This is a genomic window from Mesorhizobium sp. M0615 (assembly GCF_040320805.1).
Lineage (GTDB): Bacteria > Pseudomonadota > Alphaproteobacteria > Rhizobiales > Rhizobiaceae > Mesorhizobium.
Genome location: NZ_JAMYQI010000009.1, coordinates 279,403 through 292,896, shown reverse-complemented (window position 1 = coordinate 292,896; position 13,494 = coordinate 279,403). Strand labels below are relative to the sequence as shown.

Genomic DNA, 13,494 nt, shown 5'->3' with positions numbered 1-13,494 from the left:
GATTCGCCACCGCTGTCGGTACCCGATGCTGCGACGCTACTTTGCAGAACGGTCGCGTCCAGCAGCGCTTCTGGCGGAAGTCTCAGGCGGCCACGACGCGGGCCAGCAGTGACGCGGCCTCGGTACCAGCCAAGCCAAGGTCACGGACGCTGCTCATGTGATTGGCCCCACCAAGGGTGGTGCGCGAAACAGTCAGTCCCTGTGTGTCAAGGTGGTCCGTGAAGAGTGCGGCCTGGCTGTGGAACGGCGGCGTTTCATCGGCGCCGACCAAGATATCTACGTCCACGGATGGATCGAAACTGTGATCGATCGGCGAGAATCGGCGGGCCTCCTCGTCGGTGATCGCGATCTCGGCGGCAAGGAACGACATCTGCAATGGCTTCAGGTCGTAGAGGCCGCCAAGCAGCAGCGCAGCTTTGATGCCGGAAGGCCGCTCGTCACCGTCGAAAAGCATTGTTGCCAGATGCGCACCGGCGGAATGACCGCTAACGGTCAGCAGGCCGGGATCGCCGCCATGGTGTGCGACATTGTCAAATACCCATCGCTTGGCGCGGCGCACCTGGTCGACGATCCTGGCCATCCTGACGGTCGGCATCAGCGCGTAGTCGACAATGACCGCGATCGCACCTGCGTTCGTAACGGTCTCGGCGACGTAGGAATAGTCGCGCTTGGAGAACATGCGCCAATAGCCCCCGTGGATGAACATGTGCACCGGCAGGCGGTCCCGTTTGCCCTCGGGAAAGAACAGATCCACGGTTTCGGTGGCGTCAGCCCCGTAGGCGACATCGGCGACCATGGGAACATTCGCCCTGGTCTCCTCGCTTCTGCGAACGATCTCGGCGACCATGTCGTCGAACTCGACCACATGATCGCGAATGCGAAACGGATCTTTGGCGTGATGTCCGCTCACAGGGTCACGGCGATGTACTTGGCCTCCATGAACTCGGCAACGCCATGCTTCTGGCCGCCTTCTCGCCCCAACCCGCTTTGCTTTACTCCGCCGAAGGGCGCCGCCGGATCCGACATCAGGCCGCGGTTGAGCGCGATCATGCCCGACTCGATCTTTGATGCCACGCGCATTCCTCTGGCCAGGTCGCGCGTGTAGATGTAGGCCGCGAGACCGTATTCTGTGTCGTTGGCCTTGGCGATGACCTCCGCCTCGCTGTCGAAGCGACTGATCGGCGCCACGGGACCGAAGATCTCCTCGTGAGCCATGGCAACGTCGGCCGGCACGTCCTTGAGCACCGTTGGCGGATAGAAAAAGCCTCTGCCTTCAGATACGCCGCCGCCACACAGGATTTTGGCGCCGCGGGCAACGGCGTCCTGCACAAGCCTGTCGATCTTGTGCACAGCCTTCCTGGTGATCATCGGCCCGCATTCTGTGTCTGAGTCTGTGCCCGGGCCCAGGTTGAGTGCCGCCATGCGTTTGCTCAAGCCTTCCGCGAAAGCATCATGGATGCCGGCCTGGACGTAAAGCCGGTTGGCGGCCGTGCAGGCTTCGCCGGCGTTGCGCATCTTGGCAACCATCGCACCGTCGAGGGCTGCTTCCAGGTCGGCGTCGTCGAAGACGATGAAGGGTGCGTTGCCGCCAAGCTCCATGGAACAGGAAATGACGTGCTTTGCGGCTTCGGCCAGCAGCACGCGCCCGACGCCGGTCGAGCCGGTGAAGGACAGCTTTCGCACGCGCGGATCGGCCAGCATGGCCGCCGTCACCGGTCCGGGGGTCGAGGTCGTCAGGACGTTGACGACGCCGGGCGGCACGCCGGCTTCCTCGTAGAGCGCCGCAAGCGCATAGGCCGTCAGCGGTGTCTCGCTGGCGGGCTTCAGGATCACCGTACAGCCGGCCGCCAGCGCCGGAGCGATTTTACGTGTCGCCATGGCAGCCGGGAAATTCCATGGCGTGATGAGCACGCAAATGCCGATGGGCTGGTAGTCGACAATGATCCGGTTCGCGCCCGAGGGTGCAAGGCCGAACTCGCCGTTGATGCGGACCGCTTCCTCGGCGTTCCAACGAAAGAATTCCGCCGCATAGGCGACTTCGCCGCGCGCATCGCGCAGCGCCTTGCCGTTCTCCAGCGAGATCAGCGCGGCCAACGTCTCCGCCCGTTCGGTCATCAGTTCGAAGCAGCGCCGCAGGATTTCCGATCGCCTGCGTGGCGGGGTCTCGCGCCAGCCGGCCGCCGCCTTCGCGGCAGCGTCGACGGCGGCGGCGGCATCAGTGAGCGTTGCATCGGGAACCGCAGCGATCACGGCTTCAGTCGAGGGATCGACCACTTCGATCACGCGGCCCTCCGATGAGGGCCGCCAGCGTCCGCCAATGTAGAGACCGTGCGAGACCGTGGCGTAGTCGAACATATCTTGATCCTCGTCGGATATGCCTGCGGCAATGTTCATTGGATGAACTCCTGGTCGATCACATCATGGTGGCGGACATGTCGCCGTCATAGGCAGCCCTGACCAGCCGTCGCATCGCGGCGCGGTCGAACGGACGCGGATTGTTCTTGATCAATCGGTCGATGCCCAGCGCCTGCTCGGCCGTCCAGTCGATCTTGTCTTCGGGAAGACCCAGTTCGGCCAATGTCGGCGTGATGCCGATGGCGCCAAACAGCCGGCTCACCTCCCGGATGGTGGCGTGCGCCAAGGCATCGGCGCCGCCGCCCTGAAGGGAAAGGCCAAGAGCAGTGCCGACTTCCGCAATCTCCGCGGCTGCTGCGGCCAGGTTGTAGGCCATCACATAGGGCAGCATGGTGGCGACCCCCAGACCATGCGGGGTGTGGGTAAGCGCACCGACGGGATACTGCACCGCATGGGCGGCGGCCGTTCCCGCCGTGCCGAAAGCGCAACCGGCGGCCAGCGCTCCCATCATCACGTCGGCGCGCGCATCCTCGTCCGATCCGTCGCGATATGCCTTTTCCAGACTGCGGCCGAGCAGCCTGATGGCCAAAAGCGCGAAATGATCGGTCAGAGCGCTCTTGCCGATGAACACGTGCTGTTGCGGCAAATGAGGGTCGGCGCCGCGTTTGGCCGCTGTGAAGGCCTCGATTGCGTGCGTCAGCGCGTCGGCGCCGGCGATCGCCGTCAAGGATGGTGGACAGGTCACCGTCAGATCCGGATCGCAAAGCGCCACTGCTGCGATGAGATGCGGACTGGCGATACCCACTTTCAGCGTCCGATCCGGGTCGGAGATCACGGCAACGGGGGTCACCTCGGAGCCTGTTCCAGCCGTCGTCGGCACTGCGATCACCGGAAGGGTAGGGCCGGGTACCTTGAACTCGCCATAGTAGTCCTCGAGCTTGCCGCCGTGGCTGAGCAGAAGTGCAGCGCATTTGGCCATGTCGAGGCAACTGCCGCCCCCGATGCCGATCACCATGTCCGGCTTGAAATCTTTCGCTTGCGCAATGCAGGCGGCGACGCTGTCGCGCGGCACATCCGGCAGCGTTCGGTCGAAGACCAACGTCTCGATCGCCGCGTTGTGCAAGCCAGCGAGAATCTCGGCGAACTGCGACGTCGCCGCGAAGCGCTCATCGGTACAGACGAACGCGCGGCGCCCATATTTGGCGGCGATGGCAGGCAGGACATGGCGCTGGCCTTTGCCGAACAGAATCTCGCTCGGCAGGCGCGCCGCTGCAAACAAGCTCATGCACAAGATCCTGCGAAGACGGGTTGGAAGCCGACAGGCTTGGCTTCGTGCCAGAGGCCGACCTCGGCGCTGCAGGTCATGATCATGCGATGCCCTCTAATAAAATCGTATAGGATATAGGATTGAGTTTCGCGGAGCATCGTGTTAGTGGGTGGTTCTGTCAAGAGGCAAACGATGCAGAACACGGACCTGACGGTTGACAATGAAGCCCGTGCGACCCGTCGTATTCAGCGCGCCAACAGCCTGGCTGGCGACGTTTACGAAGCAATATTCGCGCAGCTCATGTCTTTGAGGATTGCTCCGGGATCGCGCATCACCGTCGACAATCTCGTCAAGGAATTCAACGTCTCGCATACCCCCATTCGTGAAGCGCTTGGCAGGCTGGAGGGGGAAGGGCTGGTTCTGAAAACCCACCTGATCGGCTATCGCGCCGCCCCACAAATCACCCGCCGGCGCTTCGACGAGCTTTACGAGCTGCGTCTATTGCTTGAACCTGCCGCCGCGGCCAAAGCCACCGCAACAATGGACGGCGAGCGCCTTGCCGCGCTGCAGGAGGCGGCCGGCGTCATGGCTCGGCGGGTGGGGAAAGACGAACGCCTGCGCTATTCGAACTTCGCCCGTCAGGATGCCATCTTCCACGACAAGATCGTCGAGTTCGCCCAAAACGAACTCATTCGCGAGACACTGAATCACCAGCATACCCACTTCCATATCTTCCGGCTGATGTATCACTCCAGGGTGACCGAAGAGGCGCTCGACGAGCACGAGGCTATTCTCGCTGCCTTTGCCGCGGGCGATCCGGACGCCGCCGAAAAAGCCATGCGTGCGCACATCGAAAATTCGCGGGACAGGCTCCTGCCTGCGTTCGAGTAGCCTGGCGATGCTGCTTGTCAGAGGCACCCTCAAGCGCGGCGCGCCGCTGTCCGCCCAGCCTGCCGCCTACGAATTCTATTCCCCGTTCTGAGCCGATTTCGATCCCGGGAAGCGAGGCGCGCAGTGCACCTCGCCCCTGAAACAAGCCGAGAGGAAAAGACATGCCAGCCAAAAAAATCCTGATGCTGACCGGTGATTTCACCGAGGAGTATGAAATCTTCGTCTATCAGCAGGCGATGGAAGCGGTGGGACACACCGTTCATGTCGTGTGCCCCGACAAAAGCGCCGGAGACATGATCAAGACATCGCTGCACGATTTCGAGGGCGATCAGACCTACACCGAAAAGCCCGGCCATAACGCGCTGATCAACAAGACCTTCGCCGACGCCGAGAAGCAGCTGAGCCAGTACGACGCTGTCTATTGCGCCGGCGGTCGTGGCCCCGAATACATCCGCACCGACAAGCGGATACAGGCAATGGTGCGCCATTTCCACGAGGCGAAAAAGCCGATCTTCACGATCTGCCATGGCGTCCAGATTCTGATCGCGGTCGACGGCGTCGTGCGCGGCAAGAAGGTGGCGGCGCTCGCCGCTTGCGAGCCGGAGGTGACGCTTGCCGGCGGCACTTATATCGATCTGTCTCCCACCGACGCCTATGTCGATGGGACCATGGTTTCAGCCAAAGGCTGGACCGCGCTTGCGGCGTTCATCCGTGAATGCCTGAAGGTGTTGGGAACGGAAATCCACCATTCTTGAACGGTTTGTCCCGGCGCATCCCTGAGGAGATGCGCCGGCTCCCTCAACGGCGCGGCGACTTCCGTCATTTCATCAAGTTCAAATCAGGAACCTGCGGCAGGTGTGCTCCAGAACCTTGTGCCATCATCACCTCGGACGCCTTCAAGCGCTGCCGCATCGCGTGCGTGCACCAGCGCGCCATCCTCGTTGACCTTTCCCAGCTTGACGGGTGCCAACCCGAGTTGATTGGCCCATTGGAGAGGTCGACATGAAAGTCGGCGCCCGGGAGCTGTCAGGGTTTCACGAACCGGAACGCGAAGCGATCGGTCTCGCCCTTGATCGCGGGATCGAACACCTTGATCGAGTGCGGGTCATCCTTATTCACCAGCACGGTGCTTTCCGCGTCCAGTACGAAGCCGGCCGCCTCCACCTCCTCGCCGACGAATGCAGGGTCGATCCGATGCAGCGACCGGGTCGCTCGTGCCCGACCCAGCGGCGGCGGCGTGGTCGACGATGACGTAGGACCCACCGGGTTTCAGCCGCTTGTAGACAGCTCGATTGAAGTCGGCCGCCGTCGCACCCTTCTTCTGGACCAGGGCGGTGTGAAGATCGTGGTAAAACAGGTGCAGCCATAGGACATCCGCTGGCGGCGTGACCTCCGGCATCGCGACGAGATCCGCCGAGGCGGCTTCGACGTTCTCTCGGCCCGGCTCCTTCGCGAGCGTCCGCATGAGGCCGACCGGATCGTTCTTGAAGTGGGCGACTTCGGCCGGCACGAAGCTGTAGACCCGCCCCTCTGATCCGACGATGTCGGAGAAGAGGCGCGTCCAGTCTCCGTCGCCAGGGTAGACGTCGATCACGGTGGAGCCCGCCTCGATTCGTGCGAACCGGATTAACTCGGATACCTTGGATTGGTCGTACATCGAAATCTCCTTAGGAGTGGATATTCTTCTCGGTGCTCATAGTGATTTCTCCATTTTGCTCGGATCGGATCGCGCTTGATCCGATCCGAGTTCCGATCGAGTGCGTGGTTTCTTTGCCGGTGGGGACGTCGCGCTCGTCAGTCGAATTTGACCAAGTCCTTGAAGATCAGATGACCCCAGCTGTCTCCGCGCGCCTGGACCAGCAGGCCACCTTCCGACACCCCGCCAAGCTTGATCGGCGCGAAACCGAGATTTTCCGCAAGCTCCCCAGTCTGTGTTGCGGCAGCATCATCGTCGCTTGCCAGGAACACGACCCTCCGGCCACCATGTACGGCCGGATCCTGATCAAGCACCGGGGCGACCAGATGGTTGAAGCCCTTGACCAGTTTTGCGCCAGAGAAGGCCTGCGCGATGAACTTGGAAGAAGGTTGTCCTCCCAGTTCCTCAGGGGGCACGCCATAGGCATTGGTCACATCGATGATCGTCTTCCCCTGCCAGGTGGGGAGCGCCTTCGCAACATTCGGGTGCGCCTCGAAGCGGACAGCCAAAAAGATGATGTCCGCCTTGATGGCTTCCGCCAGTTTTTTGGGGATGATGGTGGGTCCGATCGCGGCCGCATCGGCGGCAAAGCTTTCCGGGTCGCGTGTGGTTGCAACGGAAACTTCGATGCCGTTTCGGGCAAACGCCTTGGCAAGGGCCCGTCCGATATTGCCGAATCCTACGATTGCATAGTTCATAGTACTTCTCCGATCTGGTGCTAATGCCGGGGTCAGACTTGCGCCATGCCTCCGTCGACGGCGAGATCCACGCCGGTGACGAAAGAACTTTCATCGGAGGCGAGGAACGTTACGGCAGCCGCGATTTCCTCTGGTTTGCCCCTGCGACCCATTGGGATCTGTGACGCAAACTGGGCGGCCGCTTGCTCGGCTTGCTCAGGGGTAAGGCCAGTCGTTGTCTCCAAGGCCGGCGTCTCGATTGGTCCCGGACTCATTGCATTGACGCGGATTTTGCGGTCTTTGAATTCCAGTGTCCAAGCGCGCGCGAAGTTGCGTACAGCCGCCTTGCTCGTGGCGTAGGTACTAAACCCTGGAAGCCCCAACACGTTCGACACTGAAGAATTCAGGATGATCGAACCGCCGTCTTTGAACAGGGGAAGGGCCTTCTGCACCGTAAAGAACAGACCCTTCACGTTCACATCGAAGGTCTGATCAAAATGTGCCTCGGTAGCGACGGCGAGCGGTGCGATCGTCCCCGCGCCGGCGTTGGCGAAGAGAATGTCGATATGACCATGTTTCACCTTCACGACGGCATAGAGGCGATCCAGATCTTCCAGGAGCGACACGTCACCCACGACCGTCGTAACGTTTTTCATGATGAAGGCTGCGGCCTCCTTCAACTCCTTCTCTCTTCGCCCGGTAATCACGACGTGCGCTCCTTCTTCTACGAAGCGCTTGGCTGTGGCCAATCCGATCCCGCTGCTTCCGCCCGTGATGACTGCGATCTTGCCTTCGAGTTTTTTCATAATTCTTTGTCTTTCGTTGCGCACGGGCCAGGTACGGACCGCGCTGGGGGTCAGAGTTGAGCCAGGCCGCCGTCGACGGCGACCTCGCTGGCAGTCATGAAGCTGCTGTCCGGCGACGCGAGAAAGGCGGCCACGGCCCCGATCTCCGCCGGATCGGCCATGCGCTGGAGCGGAGTCATCGCGCCGTAGGCCTTCTGGCCTTCCTCGCCCAACGCCTCCTTCGCGAGTTCGGTCGCCGTCGCCCCGGGCGACAACACGTTTACCCGGATGCCGGTGCCCTTCAGGTCCTCCGCCCAGGTCCGCGCCAGGTTGCGCACTGCCGCCTTGCTCGCGCTATAGGCAGTGAACCCCGGAGCGCCCGTGGTGCCGGCGCTCGACCCGGTCAGGATGATCGAACCGCCCTGGCTCATCAGCGGCAGCGCCTTCTGGACCGTGAAGATCGTACCCTTCACATTGGTGTCGAAGGTTTCGTCAATGTGCCTGGCGGTGATCTGGCCGAGCGGAAGCGGGCTTCCCGCCCCGGCATTGGCGAAGACGATGTCGAGGCTTCCGCGCTCGGCCTTCACCGCAGCGTAGAGTCGGTCGAGGTCGGCCTCATCCGAGACCGAGCCCATAACCGCGCGGGCATTAGGCCCAAGGTCAGCCACGGCGGCGTCGAGCGCTTCCTGCCGGCGGCCGAAGATGAAGACGAAGGCGCCCTCCTCGATAAAGCGCTTGGCTGCGGCGCGGCCGATGCCCGTAGCGCCGCCGGTTATCACAGCGGTCTTTCCATTCAGTCTGTTCATGTCATGCATCCTTCGTTTCGCCGTCTCGTGTCTTTGGCTATACGGGAAAGTCCCGCGAGAGCCTCAAGATGGGTTCGCCGAAGTCGGGCGGTGAGTGCGCAATCGCGCACATCGCTGGTGCGAAAACGATCCAATAGATGATTGAACGCCACGATGACCGCACGAACTTACGGCTGATCGTGTTAGTATGGGCTTTTGCAAGCCGCACTGCGCTGCGCAGGAATGCACCATGATCGACTGGGATGACGTCCGCTACTTTCTTGCCGCCGCGCGCGGCGGCTCGGTGCGTGCTGCCGCCGCGCACCTCGGTGTGAACCACTCGACCGTGCTGCGACGCATCGCTCAGCTCGAGGAACGCCTCGGGGCGCAGATGTTCGAAAAGCTGCCTTCCGGCTACCGCCTGACGGCTGCGGGCGAAGAGGTCCTCGATCTCGCGACCCAGATGGAAGCGTCGTCGCACCAGCTGGAGACGCGCGTCTTCGGTCGTGACCAGAGCGCGCGCGGACTTTTGCGGGTGACGCTTCCACCGTTCCTCGCCACACACCTGCTCATGTCGGATCTCGCCGACTTCGCGCGTTTGCATCGCGACATCGAGATGGAAATCTTGTCGTCCGGCGAGCTGGCAAATCTGACCAACCGAGAGGCCGACGTCGCGATCCGCATTGTCGCCGACCGCAAGACCCTGCCGCTCAATCTTCACGGCCTGAAGGGACCGGAGCTGTTCAGCGGCGTCTACATGTCTCGCGATCGACTAGCCGCGTGGCGTGCGGGCACGCTTGATCCCATCCGATGGATAGGCATAGACAATCATGGAATTCCGGACTGGGCGCGCGAGGGAGAAGTTCACGTCACGGGAGTACCGTTCAGGACACCTGACGCCGAGACGCAGATCATCGCGGCGCACCAGGGGATTGGGATAACGAAACTGCCGTGCTTCGTCGGAGATACCGACCCCCTGCTGGTGAGGGTGCCGGGGATCGACGTGCCCATGCATGGGACACTCTGGCTTCTCACGCAAGGCGAGACACGCAAGACGAAGCGGGTGCGGCTCTTCACAGAGTTCGTATCCCGCAGGCTCGCCGCGTACGCTCCGCTTCTCTCGGGGCTGTCCATATCGCGCGACTGACGCCCGGCAGATCCGCCGGCAACGCTTCCCGCAATCCGGGTGGAAGCCGAGCTGCGATCGCTTGAAGCGGCGTGTTCAATCCGCGAATCCAGTGGGAGTAGGGAAACGGCGGCAGTAGCGTAGAGGTACCAGCCTAAGCTCGACCTCTTCCCACACCATGATCAGACAACGATGCCACCGTCTTCAGCGCGCCATCGAGCATGTCGCCTTTCTCGTCTTTCAGCGCAGCTTCGCGCAACCGCCTGATCCAGTCGGCAGCGTCATCGCGGCTCCTGACCAGATCGAGCGCCGACAGCACGCGATCGAATTTGGACTGGGCGCGGAGGTGGGTGTCGCTGTAGCCCTTGATCAGCCGGCGGCAGTTCAAGATTTCGACGGCGAGCGCGTAGTCCTGAGGCGCGTGGCTGAGCGCCAGCGCATACCAGCGCTCCAGATGCGCCGTCTCGACCTTGTGGCGCAACAGGCGCCGCCGCCAGCGGCGCAGGCCGCCAATCAACCAGAGGACCGCAAAGCCGGCAAAGCTGTCGGTGCGGATGCGCCGGCCGCGATTGATGCGCCGGTCGAGAAAGCCGGCAAGTTTCGGCCGGTTCTCGATGTAGCTGCCAAACCCCGCCGGCAAGGTGCCGCAGAACTCCTCGATGCGCGGATGGAAATATTCGGTCACTTGCAGGATGGAGCCGTCCTTGACGCCCACCTCCTTGCGCACCCGCCGGTCACGCGTCGAACGTGTCTTGAGATCGGCGACGCGGATCATGTCGTCGTAGCACAGCGCGTTGGCCAGATGCTTGGCGGCAGCGATGGACAATGCATGGGCATGTTCAGCGCTATCCAGCGCGACCGCCTGGTCGAGCCGGTCGAGATACTCGCCGCCATAGGAGATGTCCTGGTAGTCGACGACCTTTCTCAGGCCCCGGAGCGCCATGTCGCGCACCGCCGCGGGCATCAGGTCGATGCGGGCGGCCAGCGCCTGCCAACCCTGCAGCAGGTTCGGCGGACCGCTCACACGCCCTGAACCCGGAGCGGGGTCGACCGTGGCCGGTTCTGCCGGCTGTGGCGCGGGGGCCGTCGTACCGCGCGCGCGGTCGTAGGCGACGGCGAAGGCAGCAAGGCTGGCTTTCGCACCCCGGCCGCCGGCGCCGATCGCTTGCTCATAGCTTTCACGCGTGAACGGCAATGCGTCGGAGCCGGCCAGCGCGCCAAGCAGACTGGCCGAGATCATTGAGCCATTGTCCGCGGCGATCTTTTCCATGTCGAAGGCGATGAAGCGTTTCGATGCAGCTTCCGCCGTCGCGCGTACCTTGGAAGACGAGGCCCGGCCGTCACCCGGCTCGATCTTTTCCGACACCGCGGCGATACGGTGCGAGGAGGTGATCAGCGTGGTGCGATCGGGCGTGACGAAGCCCCTGATGATGGCGCGGCCGGCTTCCATCAGCTCGGCGGCGATCAATATGTCGACATCGCCTTGCGAAGGCGAAAGGGCAAAGACCGGCAGCCGGCCGGTGTCGCGGGCCATCTCGACGTAATAGATCGTAGCGCCGGTGCGCTGGGCGACGCCGGCGACCGAGGTCGATTGCGCGACATAGGAATTGCGCTCGGCGACATCGGTGATCCAGTCGGCGAGCACGCCGCCGCCCTGGCCGCCGACCGCGAGCAAAGCGAGTTTGATCACCGGCTCGGTATCGGCGGCATCGGATTTCGGGCGCAAGGGCGAAGCCTGGTCAAGCATCGGCGAACGTCAACCTGCGGCTTTCACGGCGCCGCTGCAGCAGGCCGATCACTGCGCGGCGCGTGCCTTCCAGAAAACGATCCCAGCGGCGGGGATTGTGCACGACATCGGCGCGGTAGAAGGAAGGGCACAGCACCGCTGCATCCGCCACTTCACCGCAATTGCCGCAGCCGACGCAGCTCTGGTCGATCGATGCCACCGGATCGTCGCGCAACGGATCGTCGAGCGACTTTACCGACAGCGACGGGCAGCCGGACAGCCGCATACAGGCATGGTCGCCGGTGCAGATATCCTCATCGACGCCGAACTTCGGCTTGACGACGCGAGTCCCACCCTTGATCGCCTTGTCGACCAGCGGCTTTTCGCGGCGCTGGCGATTGAGCATGCATTCAGACGAGGCAACGATGACCTTGGGACCCTTTTCGTCCGTCGTCAGCGCCTCACGTAACGTGTCCTGCATCTTGGTGATGTCATAGGTGCGGTCGACATGGCGCAGCCATTTGACGCCCATGCCCTTCACCGCCTCGGTGATCGGATGCTTGGTCGACTTGGTCTTGTTGCCCGCACGCGACGACAGGATGTCCTGCCCACCGGTGGCGGCGGAGTAAAAATTGTCGACGATGACGATGACGCCGTCGTTCTTGTTGAAGACCGCGTTGCCGATCGAGGAGGTCAGGCCATTGTGCCAGAAGCCGCCATCGCCGACGAAAGAGATCGACCGCCGTTTGGCGTCGGGCGAATTGAACGCCGATGCCGATGCCGGCCCCAGCCCGTAGCCCATGGTGGTGGCGCCGAGCTCGAAAGGCGGCATGATCGAGAACAAATGGCAGCCGATGTCGGATGCGATGTGGTGGTTCCCGAGTTCCTGCTCGACCAGCTTTGTCGCGGCAAAAATCGGCCGCTCCGGGCAACCGATGCAGAAGCCTGGCGGACGTCCCGGCACGACGTTGATCAGGTCCGCGGCGTCAACGCCGTCGCCGATCTTGTTGGGCGCGCGCACCTCACCCGGCAAGAGATGCGGGGCCTCGGCGCGCAGGAAGGCGCCGATGCCGTCCAGCATGACCTGGCCGGTATATTCGCCGGCCATCGGCAGATACTCCTTGCCGACCAGCCTGGTGCCGCGCCCGGCCTTGTGCAGCATGGCGGCAAAGGCCTGCTCGATGTAGTTGGGCTGGCCCTCCTCGACCACGAGCACCGTCTGCTTGCCTTCGCAGAAGGTGAGGAACTCGTCATCGATCAGGGGATAGACGGCGTTGAGAACGTAGAGCGGCACATCCGTCTCGCCATAGGTGTCGGCAAGGCCGAGCCGCTGCAAGGCGCGGATGACCGAATTGTACATGCCGCCCTGCATGACGATGCCGACCGAGCCATGGTCCGAACCGAAGAATTCGTTGATCTTGTTCTTGGCGATGAACTCCACCGCCGCCGGCCAGCGCTTCTGCACCTTCTCCTTCTCGTGCAGGAAGGAGGCGGGCGGCAACACGATGCGGCCGGTGTCGCGGCGCGGCGCGTCGAGCGCATCGGCCACCGTCATCGGCGGGCGCTTGTTGTCCTTGGCGATGAAATGGCCATGCACATGGCAGCAGCGGATGCGCACCTGCAGCATCACCGGCGTGTTGGATGCCTCGGACAGCTCGAAACCATCCTCCACCGCCTTGACGATCGACGGCAAATTGGGGCGCGGGTCGAGTAGCCAGACCTGGCTCTTCATGGCGAAGGCATGGCTGCGCTCCTGCATGATCGAGGAGCCTTCGCCATAGTCTTCGCCGACGATGATCAGCGCGCCGCCGGTGACGCCGCCGGAGGCGAGGTTGGCCAGTGCGTCGGACGCGACATTGGTGCCGACGGTCGACTTGAAGGTCGCCGCACCGCGAATGGGGTAATGCACCGAGGCCGCCAGCATGGCGGTGGCGGTGGCTTCCGAGGCGCTCGCCTCGAAATGCACCCCGAGTTCGCCCAGAATCTCCTGTGCGTCGGCCAGCACGTCCATCAGATGGCTGATCGGCGCGCCCTGGTATCCGCCGACATAGCCGACGCCGCATTGCAGCAGCGCCTTGGTGATGGCGAGAATGCCTTCGCCCGCAAATTCCTCGCCGGCGCCGAGCCTGAGTTTTTCGACTTCCTTGGCAAAAGAGCGTTCGGCCATTTTTCCAACCTTCCGTTGC

At 63.0% G+C, this 13,494-nt stretch carries 11 protein-coding genes and 1 pseudogene; 3 read left to right on the top strand and 9 right to left on the bottom strand.

From position 1 onward, the window contains the following. Nucleotides 1-82 precede the first annotated feature (82 nt). Genes NKI46_RS18305 through NKI46_RS18295 form a run of 3 tightly spaced genes read right to left on the bottom strand, consistent with a single transcriptional unit; the run spans nucleotide 83 to nucleotide 3,640 of the window. The gene (locus tag NKI46_RS18305; RefSeq protein ID WP_352747264.1) at nucleotides 83-865 is read right to left on the bottom strand and encodes an alpha/beta hydrolase; all 783 of its coding nucleotides are present in this window, start codon (nucleotides 863-865) and stop codon (nucleotides 83-85) included. Between the two features lie 41 nt (nucleotides 866-906). Further along, nucleotides 907-2,355, bottom strand: a complete 1,449-nt coding sequence (locus NKI46_RS18300; protein WP_352747295.1) for an NAD-dependent succinate-semialdehyde dehydrogenase — start codon at nucleotides 2,353-2,355, stop codon at nucleotides 907-909. A 58-nt stretch (nucleotides 2,356-2,413) separates the two neighbouring features. Then, the gene (locus tag NKI46_RS18295) at nucleotides 2,414-3,640 is read right to left on the bottom strand and encodes an iron-containing alcohol dehydrogenase (protein WP_352535606.1); all 1,227 of its coding nucleotides are present in this window, start codon (nucleotides 3,638-3,640) and stop codon (nucleotides 2,414-2,416) included. Nucleotides 3,641-3,814: 174 nt separating this feature from the next. Here NKI46_RS18295 and NKI46_RS18290 point away from each other — a divergent pair, with 174 nt between their 5' ends. Together NKI46_RS18290 and NKI46_RS18285 are read left to right on the top strand one after the other, a co-directional pair. Continuing rightward, nucleotides 3,815-4,513, top strand: coding sequence for a GntR family transcriptional regulator (locus NKI46_RS18290; RefSeq protein ID WP_023710074.1), 699 nt, complete (start codon nucleotides 3,815-3,817; stop codon nucleotides 4,511-4,513). 161 nt (nucleotides 4,514-4,674) lie between these two features. Further along, nucleotides 4,675-5,268 (top strand): DJ-1/PfpI family protein, encoded by a 594-nt coding sequence (locus NKI46_RS18285; protein ID WP_023667783.1) that lies wholly within the window; start codon nucleotides 4,675-4,677, stop codon nucleotides 5,266-5,268. 271 nt (nucleotides 5,269-5,539) lie between these two features. Here the strand turns inward: NKI46_RS18285 and NKI46_RS18280 are convergent. The 4 genes and pseudogenes from NKI46_RS18280 to NKI46_RS18265 form a co-directional block, all read right to left on the bottom strand. After that, a pseudogene (locus tag NKI46_RS18280) lies at nucleotides 5,540-6,170 on the bottom strand (class I SAM-dependent methyltransferase). Between the two features lie 137 nt (nucleotides 6,171-6,307). Next, nucleotides 6,308-6,907, bottom strand: coding sequence for an NADPH-dependent F420 reductase (locus tag NKI46_RS18275; RefSeq protein WP_023695174.1), 600 nt, complete (start codon nucleotides 6,905-6,907; stop codon nucleotides 6,308-6,310). Between the two features lie 32 nt (nucleotides 6,908-6,939). Continuing rightward, nucleotides 6,940-7,692, bottom strand: coding sequence for an SDR family NAD(P)-dependent oxidoreductase (locus NKI46_RS18270; protein WP_352460193.1), 753 nt, complete (start codon nucleotides 7,690-7,692; stop codon nucleotides 6,940-6,942). Between the two features lie 50 nt (nucleotides 7,693-7,742). Further along, nucleotides 7,743-8,477 (bottom strand): SDR family NAD(P)-dependent oxidoreductase, encoded by a 735-nt coding sequence (locus NKI46_RS18265; RefSeq protein ID WP_023699875.1) that lies wholly within the window; start codon nucleotides 8,475-8,477, stop codon nucleotides 7,743-7,745. 229 nt (nucleotides 8,478-8,706) lie between these two features. On the opposite strand from NKI46_RS18265, the gene NKI46_RS18260 reads away from it, so the two are divergent. After that, the gene (locus NKI46_RS18260; protein WP_023699874.1) at nucleotides 8,707-9,603 is read left to right on the top strand and encodes a LysR family transcriptional regulator; all 897 of its coding nucleotides are present in this window, start codon (nucleotides 8,707-8,709) and stop codon (nucleotides 9,601-9,603) included. A 133-nt stretch (nucleotides 9,604-9,736) separates the two neighbouring features. Here NKI46_RS18260 and NKI46_RS18255 read toward each other — a convergent pair whose 3' ends face one another. Both NKI46_RS18255 and NKI46_RS18250 read right to left on the bottom strand, forming a co-directional pair. Next, nucleotides 9,737-11,329: an indolepyruvate oxidoreductase subunit beta family protein gene (locus NKI46_RS18255; RefSeq protein ID WP_023699873.1), complete on the bottom strand. Its 1,593-nt coding sequence runs from the start codon at nucleotides 11,327-11,329 to the stop codon at nucleotides 9,737-9,739. Further along, a complete protein-coding gene (locus tag NKI46_RS18250) occupies nucleotides 11,322-13,475 on the bottom strand; it encodes a thiamine pyrophosphate-dependent enzyme (RefSeq protein ID WP_352747259.1) in 2,154 nt (717 codons plus the stop codon). The genes NKI46_RS18255 and NKI46_RS18250 overlap by 8 nt, the downstream gene beginning before the upstream one ends. Nucleotides 13,476-13,494: the final 19 nt, after the last annotated feature.

Excerpts from the sequence above, each read along its gene's own strand:
- NKI46_RS18275 (WP_023695174.1), bottom strand. The coding sequence starts at position 6,907 with ATGAACTATGCAATCGTAGGATTCGGCAATATCGGACGGGCCCTTGCC.
- NKI46_RS18285 (WP_023667783.1), top strand. The coding sequence starts at position 4,675 with ATGCCAGCCAAAAAAATCCTGATGCTGACCGGTGATTTCACCGAGGAG.
- NKI46_RS18250 (WP_352747259.1), bottom strand. The coding sequence starts at position 13,475 with ATGGCCGAACGCTCTTTTGCCAAGGAAGTCGAAAAACTCAGGCTCGGC.
- NKI46_RS18300 (WP_352747295.1), bottom strand. The coding sequence starts at position 2,355 with ATGTTCGACTACGCCACGGTCTCGCACGGTCTCTACATTGGCGGACGC.
- NKI46_RS18290 (WP_023710074.1), top strand. The coding sequence starts at position 3,815 with ATGCAGAACACGGACCTGACGGTTGACAATGAAGCCCGTGCGACCCGT.
- NKI46_RS18255 (WP_023699873.1), bottom strand. The coding sequence starts at position 11,329 with ATGCTTGACCAGGCTTCGCCCTTGCGCCCGAAATCCGATGCCGCCGAT.
- NKI46_RS18295 (WP_352535606.1), bottom strand. The coding sequence starts at position 3,640 with ATGAGCTTGTTTGCAGCGGCGCGCCTGCCGAGCGAGATTCTGTTCGGC.
- NKI46_RS18270 (WP_352460193.1), bottom strand. The coding sequence starts at position 7,692 with ATGAAAAAACTCGAAGGCAAGATCGCAGTCATCACGGGCGGAAGCAGC.
- NKI46_RS18260 (WP_023699874.1), top strand. The coding sequence starts at position 8,707 with ATGATCGACTGGGATGACGTCCGCTACTTTCTTGCCGCCGCGCGCGGC.
- NKI46_RS18265 (WP_023699875.1), bottom strand. The coding sequence starts at position 8,477 with ATGAACAGACTGAATGGAAAGACCGCTGTGATAACCGGCGGCGCTACG.